This is a genomic window from Paenisporosarcina sp. NPDC076907 (genome assembly GCF_050269735.1).
In the GTDB taxonomy this organism is placed as follows: domain Bacteria; phylum Bacillota; class Bacilli; order Bacillales_A; family Planococcaceae; genus Paenisporosarcina.
In genome coordinates this window covers 220,170-230,903 of sequence record NZ_JBNNIX010000004.1, presented here as the reverse complement: position 1 = coordinate 230,903, position 10,734 = coordinate 220,170, and the positions used below count along the sequence as shown (strand labels likewise).

Sequence of the window (10,734 nt, the reverse complement as noted above, 5' to 3'; positions counted from 1 at the left end):
GGATCAAACTCTCCATAATAGGTGAGTCGATTAGCTCGACTTTGTTGCTGGCGTCAAATTAATGACGTTTATAATGAACGTTTAAGTTCAAGTTTCGCTTCCGGCACCGAAGTGCGTTCCGCTTTATTGTTGACGTTTTGCTGTTCAGTTTTCAAGGTTCATTTGGTGTCACTCGTTTTGGCGACTTCTCTAATTTAGCACTGCAAAGTATGAGAGTCAAGCACTTTTTAAATCTATTTTTTCATCTTGTTTTTCGCAGTGTTTCTCAGCGACGTTTATTATTATATACAGGCTTCTAGTGATACGTCAAGAAAAAAATAAGACGCTTTTTTAAGCGCCTTATTGCTGTGATGTTTCCTCATCAAATGGTTCAACTTTGTAATAACGGTGGAAGATTTTATCGCTCTTCGTTTCTACACGTTCCACGTGGATGTAGCCCTTCTCCACAAGGAATTCAATAAAGACTTCCAAATCCACCGAATAGTTTCTGAGCTCCTCTTGTTCATGCAACTCCTGAATCGTCCAATGATCTTTTTGGCTCATAACTTCTAATATATGACGCGATCCATCTTTCGTTCTTGAATGAATCATAAACTCACTTGCTAAAAATAGTAGTTCCAATCTTTTATCGATTGGTTCCTCACTCGACAGCAATTCTTCGTACAGTTTATAAATGGATGGCTCAATTATTTTCACCTGTGACCATACAGTTACTTCAGGATGCATACCATTCTCAAATACTGCCAGACGCGCAAGATGGTGCAATGAATCCACAATATGATTGTACGCATCCATATAGTTTTTTTGTTCAAAGAATACTTTTCCTTCTAAATAACGACGCAGAAGTTTTGCGAATTCAATGCCCATTTTAATTTTCCGGCCATAAAAAGGAAATTCTTTGAGCTCAGTTTTTAACTCTTGGACAAATTCGTTCCGATCAAACATGACACGTCCATAAAAAATCCAGTCCACAATCTTTCTATTAGTACCAAGCAATAACCATTTTCGTAACTGCTTTTCAGTTACAATGTGCATCGCTGCTTTTTTATCATTAAACGTATAATGTTTCGTAAACACAGGTTGAGTTGCGTCTTTAGCTAATATTAAAAGAATAGTATCGAATGTATCCGTAATTTGACTAACTTTTTCTCTCTTCTCGACTAAGATCACGCCGAGCGTATTTGGTTGGCTCGCTCTTTCCTGATAAATAGGACGCAGAATCTGTTCCAACTTGAAGTCCCCCTCATAAATTAATCAATATGGTATATGTTCTTTTTTCGACAAAGGTTGTGAGATTCCTTCAAACGATTTACACTACCAATTATGGTATAGTAAACATGATTGAGGAGGAACACAATATGAAACCTTATAAAAATAAAATAAATCGAATTCGTTCATTTGCATTATCATTGATTTTCATCGGTTTTGTCATCATGTATATCGGCATCTTCTTCCGTGAAAATCAAATCGTTATGACATTATTTATGTTCTTAGGTCTCCTTGCCATTTTAGGTAGTACAGGAGTTTACGCATGGATTGGAATGCTTTCCACAAAAGCAGTTCAAGTTGTCTGCCCTAACTGCGGAAAGTATACCAAAGTTTTGGGTCGTGTTGATATGTGTATGTATTGCAAAGAGCCTCTAACATTGGATCCTACTTTAGAAGGCCAGGAATTTGATGAAAAATTAAACCGAAAAAGATCTTAACCGACAAGGCTAACATTCATTATAGAATGTTAGCTCTTTTTTTTGAACTAAAAAAAGAGCACCGAAATGCTCTTTCTGTTAACTATTGAACTTTAGAAGCTTGTGTAACACAGGTCGGACATGTTCCGTAAATCTCCATACGATGGGAATTCACTTTGAATCCAGTAACGTGAGAAGCTAAATGTTCCACTTCATCTAAACCTGGATAATGGAAATCAACAATTTTGCCACAATCATCACAAATGATGTGATAGTGATCGTTTGTAACGAAATCAAATCGGCTGGATGAATCGCCATACGTTAATTCTTTTACTAATCCGGCTTCTCTAAAAACCCGAAGATTATTGTAGACCGTCGCAACGCTCATGTTTGGGAATTTTCCTTCAAGCGCTCTATATATATCATCTGCTGTTGGATGAATCATGGATTGAATGAGAAATTCTAAAATTGCATGACGCTGTGGTGTAATTCTGACTCCTGTTGATTTCAAATTATCCAATGCGTCACGTAAATGCATTTCAGTCATCGCCATGCACCTCACTTCATAAAGATTCTTATTTTATAATCGTTACAATTAGTATAAGAAAGAAGTAAGGAAAAAGTCAACAAAAAACCCATTACATCCAGGTATTACTCTGCATGAAGCCCGATTTCCTTTTGACCAAGTCGCATGTTAATGAAGCGTGCAGCTACAAACAAGAAATCGGATAAACGGTTTAAATAGGCCAATACAAGAGGAGATACTTGTTCCCCTATACTTACTGCAGCACGCTCGGCACGACGTACAATGGTGCGGGCTACATGAAGAGTTGCCCCAGCTGGGTGACCGCTTGGTAAAATGAAATTTTGCAAAGCAGGAAGATGTGAATCCCATTCGTCAATTACATTTTCAAGTTTTGTGATTTCAGTTTCTTCCAATTTCCATTTCACTTCTTTTCCTGTTGGCGTAGCAAGTTCTGCCCCTACATGAAATAGTGTCGTTTGAATTTGATGGAAAACTCGTTGAACATCCTCTTTTTCTTCAATAAATTCATTCTGAATATAACTCATGGCAAGGCCAATCATGGAATTCGCTTCGTCGCATGTACCATATGCCTCTACCAATGCATCATTCTTCGCAACACGTGACCCGTAGATAAGTGAAGTTGTGCCTTTGTCGCCTGTTTTTGTGTAAATTTTCATGTTAGTACCCCTTTTCCAAGTCTATGACATTTTGAAAATTTGTTCCTACTCCAATCCATTCATGAAGGTTGTGTCTGAAAATCTTAAGAGCTCTAGGAACATATTCAGAAGAATGGCTGGAAACATGCGGTGAAACAATAACCCCTTCCATTTTCCAAAGTGGATGATTCTCATTAAGAGGTTCATTCTCGTAGACATCCAGGACTGCGTAGGATATTTGACGTTCCTGCATCGCCTGAATGAGTTGTTCCTCTTTTATAAGATCTCCACGGCCAAAGTTCATGAAAATAGCTTCTTTCTTCATTAATACAAAATGTTTGTATGTAAGTAGACCTCTTGTTTCAGGAGTGCTTGGCAAAACTGAAATGACAATATCAACTTTTGGTAGTACGTCACTTAATTGGTCAAAATTAATCATGGAATTCATATTAGGAGCATTTTTCCCAGAGCGATTGCAACCTATAGTCGTAACTCCAAATGTTTGAAGCAACCGGCCAATTTCACTGCCGATTGCACCCGGACCAATAATCAGTGCTGTACTTCCAAAAAGCTCAGTTGATCCCGAGCGCTTACTCCATTCACTATTTTCCTGTTGTTTATACATCCAGGGCAACGCACGTTTAATCGCGAGCAAGTGTGCCATGACGGATTCAGTCATTGGAGTCTTGTGTATCCCTTTGACATTGGTTACAAAAATGTTCCGCTCCGCGATTTCACTAAGTGGCATCTTCTCTAATCCCGCTGAAGCAACCATGAGCCATTTTAACGCGAGCGCTTGATCTAATGTAGAAACAGAAATATCTTCGCCATACGTAACAATGACTTCAGCACGTTCAAGTGCGTCTTGATCTTTGCTTGAAGAAAAAGTGAATTTTACCTCAGGAAATTCAGTGAGTAATTCTTCTATCAAATATTCTTTAACAGGGAAAGTAAAAAGGACATTAGTCATTGAGCAGTTACCAAATCACGCAAAGTTACGAGAGCGTCTTCCACGTGACCTTTCACTTTCACTTTTCTCCATTCTTTTATAACAGTTCCAGTCGGGTCAATTAGGAAAGTGGAACGTTCGATTCCCATATATTCTTTGCCATACATTTTTTTGAGAACCCATACACCATACGCTTCAGAAACTGTGTGGTCCTCATCAATCAATAATGAAAAAGGCAGACCATGTTTCTCAATGAACTTTGTATGTGCACGCTCACCGTCTGGGCTTACGCCTAAAATGACGGCATTCAAATCGCGGAAGGATTCGTGCATATCTCGGAAATCACACGCTTCAGTCGTGCATCCTGGAGTAGCGTCTTTCGGATAAAAATAAAGCAAAACATATTCTTTTCCAGCGTAATGATGAAGTGAGACTTCTTCCCCTTTTTCATTTCGCAATGTGAAATCTGGTGCTTGCATTCCTTCAAGTGTTGTCATGAACATTCCCTCCACTTTACCATTTCCTTAATCGTACCTAAGAATCGCAGGAGTTTCAATTTTCTTGGCGTTCTACTTCCTTTTTGTCTATTATTAAGGATGGATGAAAATGAACGGAGGATATATATATGAACAGAACAAAATCAGAAGCATTACATGAAGAAGCATTACAACATATTGTTGGTGGTGTTAACAGCCCATCTCGCTCATACAAAGCGGTAGGTGGCGGTTCTCCAACAGTAATGGAAAGAGCACAAGGAGCATACTTTTGGGATGTGGATGGAAATAAGTACATTGACTATCTTGCAGCTTACGGTCCGATTATCACTGGGCATGCCCATCCACACATTACGCAAGCCATTACAAAGGCAGCGGAAAATGGGTTACTTTACGGTACACCTACGCCTCATGAAGTGAAATTTGCCAAAATGCTGAAAGAAGCAATGCCTGGAATGGATAAAGTCCGTTTTGTGAATTCGGGGACGGAAGCTGTTATGACGACGATTCGAGTATCTCGTGCATATACAGGACGTACTAAAATCATGAAATTTGCTGGTTGCTACCATGGACATTCGGATTTGGTGCTTGTTGCTGCCGGTTCTGGTCCTGCAACACTTGGTACTCCTGATTCGGCTGGTGTTCCTAAATCAATTGCGAAAGAAGTCATCACCATTCCATTTAATAATCCAGAAGCATTCAAAGAAGCCATGGACAAATGGGGGGACGAAATTGCCTGTATTTTAGTGGAACCTATTGTAGGAAATTTCGGGATTGTTGAACCAAAGGAAGGCTTCTTACCTCTTGTACATGATATTGCTAAACAAAAAGGTGCACTTATTGTTTATGATGAAGTAATTACAGCATTCCGTTTTCACTACGGCGGAGCTCAAGATTTATTAGGTTTAACACCTGACCTGACTGCTCTTGGGAAAATCATCGGAGGCGGCTTGCCAATCGGGGCTTACGGCGGGCGAAAAGAAATTATGGAGCAAGTCGCACCACTCGGACCTGCTTATCAAGCGGGAACTATGGCTGGAAATCCTGCGTCTATATTATCTGGAATCGCATGTTTGGAAGTATTGAAGCAACCGGGTATATATGAAGAAATGGATCGATTGGGTGCACTCTTGGAAGAAGGCATTTTGAAAGCTGCTGCTAAACATAACGTGACAATCACAATTAATCGTTTGATGGGCGCATTGACAATTTACTTCACAGATGTGAAAGTAGAAAATTACGATCAAGCCGAAGCAACCGATGGTGAGATTTTTGGTCGATTCTTTAAACTGATGCTCGAACAAGGAATCAACTTGGCTCCTTCTAAGTATGAGGCTTGGTTCTTAACTACCGCTCATACAGAAGAAGATGTGAAACAATCGTTAATCGCGGTCGATCACGCATTTTCAAAACTTTAATAAACGATTTCTTTAAGAAGTATTGTCTTAAGAAATTAGAAAGGACATACCACATCTATGAAACTTGGTGCACGAATCGTTAAAACGGGAGTCGCAATCGTCTTTGCCCTGTTCTTGGCGGATTTAATGCATTTACCGTCACCCGTATTTGCGGGAATCGCGGCGATATTTGCCATTCAACCTTCCATTTATCGATCCTATTTAACGATTATTGAACAAATTCAATCAAATCTGATCGGTGCTGGTATAGCCGTAATTTTTGCTCTAATTTTTGGACACCATTATGTGGCAGTAGGTCTGGCTGCTGTTATCACAATTGCCATCATGCTGAAATTAAAGTTGGAGAAATCCATTTCATTAGCACTTGTAACGATTATTGCGATTATGGAAGTACAGAGTGATGATTTTATCACCTTTGCACTAATCAGATTTGCGACGATTGTCGTTGGTGTATTGGCTGCATTTGTAGTGAACTTGGTCTTTATGCCGCCAAAATATGAAACAAAGTTGTTTCAAGCAATCCATTCAACAACCGATGAAATCATCAGATGGACACGGTTAGCTGAACGACAGGCTTCCGAACATACGGCGACGAAGCAGTCACTAGAGAAACTACGGGAACGTCTGATAAAAGTAGATCAGTTTTATTTGTTTTATAAAGAAGAACGAAGCTACTTCCGGAATGAAAAACGTGCGAAAGCCCGCAAACTCGTGGTGTATCGCCAAATGATTTCAGCAGCCAATAAAAGCTGGGATGTGCTGAAACGACTTCATTTACATGAAAATGAACTAGCGAATTTACCGGATCAATTTCGTCTGATGATTCAAGAGCGACTGGACTTCTTACTGACGTATCACGAACAGCTTCATTTGAAATATACAGGGAAATTAAAACCTGAACATTCCTTCTTGAGCGGAAGTGAAGCAATGCTCCAACGCCATGAAGTGATGGAAGTATTCGCGAGAGAAATTGCCCTTTCCAACACAGAAGAGTCTTTTTCTTCCTATCATTTACTTCATGTACTGTCTGCTATATTGGACTATGAAGAACAATTGGAACACTTAGATACGCTGATTATTTCTCACCAGAATTACCACGGGGCAGAAATCAAAGTGGAGCTTGAAGATGGATTTTAAGTATTAAGCAGTCGTCTCTTATTGAGATGGCTGTTTTTATTGTAATTCGCTTACATATTTTACCTTTCACAAAGAAAGTCTGTATTTTTCCTACTAAAACCCTCTTTCGTACAACGAAACCTCCAAATAGTCCACCTAAACTCTCCTTTTGTCCAACTAACCACCGTTTCGCCAACAAAATACGTATAAAACCTCATAAAAAGAAGCCATCCCTTATAAAAGGAATGACTTCTTCTCTAACTATTAGCTCTTCATGCGTGGATCCAATGCATCCCGCAATCCGTCTCCCATTAAATTGAATCCCAGAACCGTAAGCATAATGGCGATACCTGGGAAAATCATGGTCCAAGGAGCGTTGATTAAATACATTTTGGAATCAGCCAGCATTTTGCCCCACTCCGGAGCTGGAGCTTCTGCACCAAGACCAAGGAAACCAAGTGCTGCCGCTTCAATAATGGCCGTTGCTATGGCAAGTGTACCTTGCACGATAACTGGAGCCATTGAGTTCGGTAAAATATGCGAGAACAGTATTCGTATATCCTGCATGCCGATTGCTTTAGCAGAAGTGATGTACTCTTCTTCTTTAATACTCAAAACTTTGGATCGAATCAATCGACCAAAGTTCGGAATATTAATGATGGCAATAGCAATCAATGCATTTTGCAAGGAAGGTCCCAATACCGATACAACAGCGATTGCTAGTAAGATACTTGGAAATGCCAGCATGATATCGAAAATACGGGAAATAATTGCATCTACCCACTTACCGTAATACCCTGCCACAATTCCTAAAATACTCCCTGCAACTACCGAACCGATTACTGAGAAAAATCCAACCCATAATGAAATACGTGCACCATGAATAATGCGAGATAATATATCTCGGCCCATATCATCTGTTCCGAACCAATGATCAACAGAAGGTGCCTGCAATCGATTAGGTAAATCTTGTTCATTTATGCCTTGTGGTGCTATCCAAGGTCCGATGAATGCCACGATGATAAAGAAGAGAACAATCCCAGCTCCGACTACGGCGACTTTACTTTTCTTAAAGCTTCGCCAAGCTTCATGCCAAGGGCCCGCTACTTTATCTTGTTGTGCTATTATATCTGATGGTTTAGGCGCGAATCCGACCATAATGAGATTCCTCCTTCTTAATCGTATTTAATTCGTGGATCAATCAAACTGTAAAGAATATCAATGAACAAGTTAATCATTACGAAGATAAATGCCACAACAAGAATCCCTGATTGGATAACTGGGTAGTCGCGGAAATTGATCGCTTCGTAAATATAACGGCCAACTCCTGGCCATGCGAAAATGGATTCCGTTAAAATGGCACCGCCAAGCAGTAATCCCATTTGAAGACCGATAATTGTCAGTACTGGAATGATGGCATTTTTCAATGCATGCTTGTACACAACCCAGAACATTTTTTGACCTTTCGCTCGTGCAGTACGAACATAATCCGATCTCATCACATCAAGCATGCTAGAACGAGTCATTCGGGCAATTATTGCCATCGGAATTGTTGCAAGGGCTAGCCCTGGTAAGACCAGATGTTTCAAAACAATGCCTAATTGATCAAAGCGTCCTTGAAGGATGGTATCCAGTACATATAAATTGGTCATCGAATCAATCGGATTCCTTACTTCCTCTCGGCCTGTTGTTGGAAGAATCCCTAGTTCAATGCCGAAAATATATTGCATCATCAAACCAAGCCAGAAAATCGGCATTGACACGCCAACTAGCGCTAATATCATGGCTGTATAGTCAAACCATGAGTTTTGGAACCAAGCAGAAATGATGCCTGCATTGACACCGACAATGACTGCTATAAGAACTGCAAATAGAGATAATTCAAATGTGGCAGCTAGATACGGCCATATTTCTTCAGATACTGGTGTAGTTGTTCGTAAAGATTCTCCAAGATCACCTTTTAACAAGCCACCTAGATAGTCAAAATATTGGACATACCACGGATTGTCTAATCCGAGCTTTGCTCGTAATGCCTCAATCGCTTCTTTCGTCGCTTGTTGACCCAAAATTACTTGTGCTGGGTCACCAGGAATGGCACGAATAATCATAAAAACGACAAACGTCATGCCCAGCAAAACTGGGATTAATTGCAATAGTCTTCTCCCGATATAGTGAAGCATTGTCTTCACCTCTCCATCTGATGCGATATGTAACTCATTTCGATTTTGCTTGTAAATAAAATGGGGAGAAATCACGTAGACTTCTCCCCATCAGTCAGTCTTTTACTTGAAGTCTACTTCTGCTAACTTATCAGAACCAGTCGGATGTGGTAAGAAATCTACCAAATTCGCTTTACCTGCAAGAAGTGGAGTAGAGTGAGCAAGCGGTACCCACGGAGCGTCTTCGAAAATGATTTCTTGAGCTTGACCGTAAAGTTCATTTCGCTTGTCTTCATCAACTTCTGATTGTGCTTCAATTAGGATGTCGTGTAATTCGTCGTTGCTATAGTATGAATAGTTATTGCTTCCAATATTGTCTTTATCAAGTAATACGTATAGGAAGTTATCCGCATCACCATTATCACCAGTCCAACCTAACATGAATGCATCTGCTTCTCCGTTACGAGCTTTTTCCAAGTATGTTGCCCACTCGAATGTAACGATTTTCGCTTTGATTCCAACATCAGCTAAGTTCGATTGGATAACTTCAGCCACTTTTTGGCCGTCTGGCATATATGGACGTGGTACAGGCATTGCCCAAAGTTCCATTTCAAAGCCTTCTGCTAAACCAGCTTCAGCCAATAATGCTTTTGCTTTCTCAGGATCGAACTCGTAACCTGGGATGTCGTCATTATAGCCACTGATTACTGGAGGCATTGGGTTTTTCGCTACTTCAGCACGACCTTCGAAGAATGCATCTACGATCGCTTGTTTGTCAATTGCATGGTTGATTGCTTGACGCACTTCCACTTTATCGAAAGGAGGACGAGTGCTAGTCAAACCTAAGTAACCAACGTTCATTGATGGACGTTCGAATAATTGCAATTTAGAATTACCTTCAACCGATTTACCATCAGCTGGGTTTACGCCATCAGCTAAATCGATTTCACCTGTGTTCAAAGCGTTCAAACGAGCTGAGTTATCAGGAATTGCTTTGAATACTACTTTATCAAGTTTAGGAAGGTCCTTAACCCAGTAGTCTTCGTTCTTTTCAATTGTGATAGAGTCGTTACGCTTCCACTCAACAAATTTGAATGGTCCAGTACCTACTGGATTATCACCGAATTTTTTACCTTGTTCTTCAAAAGCTTTAGGACTCGCAATACCAAACGGGCTCATCGCTAAGTTTTTAAGGAATGGTGCTTGTGGACGTTTTAACTTGAACACGACTGTGTTATCTCCATCTGCAGTTACAGATTCGATAACATGCCCTTCGTCACCTTTGTAACCACCGAACATTGAAGAATAGTAATAGAAGTCTTCACCAGAACCATTTGCCCAACGCTCAAAGTTAGCTACTACAGCTTCAGCATTGAAGTCAGTGCCATCATGGAATTTGATGCCTTCTTCAAGTTCGAATGTATAAGTCAATCCATCTTCTGCAGCTTCCCATTTTTTAGCTAGACCTGGGTTGATTTCTGTATCTTGTTTACCAAAGTTAACAAGTGTTTCAAAGATGTTTTGTGTTACTTTAAATGATTCGCCATCAGTTACTGTTGCCGGATCTAGAGATACAGAATCCCCACCACGACCAAATACTAAAATCTTCGGCTCTCCGTTGTCTTCGCCGTTGCCATCTGATGAATCAGATTGACAGCCCGCTAAAATCGTTGAGAGGACTAGCATTGTTAATAAAGCGAGTGACCACAGTTTCTTCTTACTCAAATTGAC

The 10,734-nt window shown here is 40.2% G+C and carries 11 protein-coding genes; 3 read left to right on the top strand and 8 right to left on the bottom strand.

What is annotated here, in order from left to right; translation table 11 throughout:
• Nucleotides 1-339 precede the first annotated feature (339 nt).
• A complete protein-coding gene (locus ACQKEV_RS14215) occupies nucleotides 340-1,230 on the bottom strand; it encodes a nucleotidyltransferase-like protein (protein WP_427447092.1) in 891 nt (296 codons plus the stop codon).
• Between the two features lie 128 nt (nucleotides 1,231-1,358).
• On the opposite strand from ACQKEV_RS14215, the gene ACQKEV_RS14210 reads away from it, so the two are divergent.
• A complete protein-coding gene (locus ACQKEV_RS14210) occupies nucleotides 1,359-1,706 on the top strand; it encodes a YgzB family protein (RefSeq protein ID WP_269926063.1) in 348 nt (115 codons plus the stop codon).
• A gap of 82 nt (nucleotides 1,707-1,788) precedes the next feature.
• Here ACQKEV_RS14210 and perR read toward each other — a convergent pair whose 3' ends face one another.
• The 4 genes from perR to bcp form a co-directional block, all read right to left on the bottom strand.
• Entirely contained in the window at nucleotides 1,789-2,232 is a 444-nt protein-coding gene (gene perR / locus ACQKEV_RS14205) for a peroxide-responsive transcriptional repressor PerR (RefSeq protein ID WP_269926064.1), read from the bottom strand.
• A 104-nt stretch (nucleotides 2,233-2,336) separates the two neighbouring features.
• Nucleotides 2,337-2,888: a cob(I)yrinic acid a,c-diamide adenosyltransferase gene (locus tag ACQKEV_RS14200; RefSeq protein WP_427447090.1), complete on the bottom strand. Its 552-nt coding sequence runs from the start codon at nucleotides 2,886-2,888 to the stop codon at nucleotides 2,337-2,339.
• Between the two features lies 1 nt (nucleotide 2,889).
• Nucleotides 2,890-3,837, bottom strand: coding sequence for a D-2-hydroxyacid dehydrogenase (locus tag ACQKEV_RS14195; RefSeq protein WP_427447088.1), 948 nt, complete (start codon nucleotides 3,835-3,837; stop codon nucleotides 2,890-2,892).
• Nucleotides 3,834-4,313 carry a thioredoxin-dependent thiol peroxidase gene (bcp, locus tag ACQKEV_RS14190; protein WP_427447086.1) on the bottom strand — a complete coding sequence of 160 codons (480 nt, stop codon included), beginning with the start codon at nucleotides 4,311-4,313 and terminating at the stop codon, nucleotides 3,834-3,836. Before bcp ends, ACQKEV_RS14195 begins: the two co-directional genes overlap by 4 nt.
• A gap of 128 nt (nucleotides 4,314-4,441) precedes the next feature.
• Here bcp and ACQKEV_RS14185 point away from each other — a divergent pair, with 128 nt between their 5' ends.
• Together ACQKEV_RS14185 and ACQKEV_RS14180 are read left to right on the top strand one after the other, a co-directional pair.
• On the top strand, nucleotides 4,442-5,728 hold the full coding sequence (locus ACQKEV_RS14185; protein WP_427447084.1) for a glutamate-1-semialdehyde 2,1-aminomutase: 1,287 nt from the start codon (nucleotides 4,442-4,444) through the stop codon (nucleotides 5,726-5,728).
• A gap of 57 nt (nucleotides 5,729-5,785) precedes the next feature.
• The gene (locus tag ACQKEV_RS14180) at nucleotides 5,786-6,865 is read left to right on the top strand and encodes an FUSC family protein (protein ID WP_427447082.1); all 1,080 of its coding nucleotides are present in this window, start codon (nucleotides 5,786-5,788) and stop codon (nucleotides 6,863-6,865) included.
• A 243-nt stretch (nucleotides 6,866-7,108) separates the two neighbouring features.
• On the opposite strand, the gene ACQKEV_RS14175 is transcribed toward ACQKEV_RS14180, so the two are convergent.
• The 3 genes from ACQKEV_RS14175 to ACQKEV_RS14165 all read right to left on the bottom strand — a co-directional run bounded on the left by ACQKEV_RS14175 (nucleotide 7,109) and on the right by ACQKEV_RS14165 (nucleotide 10,728).
• Nucleotides 7,109-8,002, bottom strand: coding sequence for an ABC transporter permease (locus tag ACQKEV_RS14175; protein ID WP_427447081.1), 894 nt, complete (start codon nucleotides 8,000-8,002; stop codon nucleotides 7,109-7,111).
• Nucleotides 8,003-8,019: 17 nt separating this feature from the next.
• Nucleotides 8,020-9,024: an ABC transporter permease gene (locus ACQKEV_RS14170; RefSeq protein ID WP_269926071.1), complete on the bottom strand. Its 1,005-nt coding sequence runs from the start codon at nucleotides 9,022-9,024 to the stop codon at nucleotides 8,020-8,022.
• Between the two features lie 102 nt (nucleotides 9,025-9,126).
• Nucleotides 9,127-10,728, bottom strand: a complete 1,602-nt coding sequence (locus tag ACQKEV_RS14165) for an ABC transporter substrate-binding protein (RefSeq protein ID WP_427447080.1) — start codon at nucleotides 10,726-10,728, stop codon at nucleotides 9,127-9,129.
• Between the last annotated feature and the right edge of the window lie 6 nt (nucleotides 10,729-10,734).

What these genes read in the sequence shown, in the direction of transcription:
- ACQKEV_RS14210 (WP_269926063.1), top strand. Translation starts at nt 1,359, where the DNA reads ATGAAACCTTATAAAAATAAAATAAATCGAATTCGTTCATTTGCATTA.
- ACQKEV_RS14195 (WP_427447088.1), bottom strand. Translation starts at nt 3,837, where the DNA reads ATGACTAATGTCCTTTTTACTTTCCCTGTTAAAGAATATTTGATAGAA.
- ACQKEV_RS14175 (WP_427447081.1), bottom strand. Translation starts at nt 8,002, where the DNA reads ATGGTCGGATTCGCGCCTAAACCATCAGATATAATAGCACAACAAGAT.
- ACQKEV_RS14185 (WP_427447084.1), top strand. Translation starts at nt 4,442, where the DNA reads ATGAACAGAACAAAATCAGAAGCATTACATGAAGAAGCATTACAACAT.
- perR (WP_269926064.1), bottom strand. Translation starts at nt 2,232, where the DNA reads ATGACTGAAATGCATTTACGTGACGCATTGGATAATTTGAAATCAACA.
- ACQKEV_RS14180 (WP_427447082.1), top strand. Translation starts at nt 5,786, where the DNA reads ATGAAACTTGGTGCACGAATCGTTAAAACGGGAGTCGCAATCGTCTTT.
- ACQKEV_RS14200 (WP_427447090.1), bottom strand. Translation starts at nt 2,888, where the DNA reads ATGAAAATTTACACAAAAACAGGCGACAAAGGCACAACTTCACTTATC.
- ACQKEV_RS14170 (WP_269926071.1), bottom strand. Translation starts at nt 9,024, where the DNA reads ATGCTTCACTATATCGGGAGAAGACTATTGCAATTAATCCCAGTTTTG.
- bcp (WP_427447086.1), bottom strand. Translation starts at nt 4,313, where the DNA reads ATGACAACACTTGAAGGAATGCAAGCACCAGATTTCACATTGCGAAAT.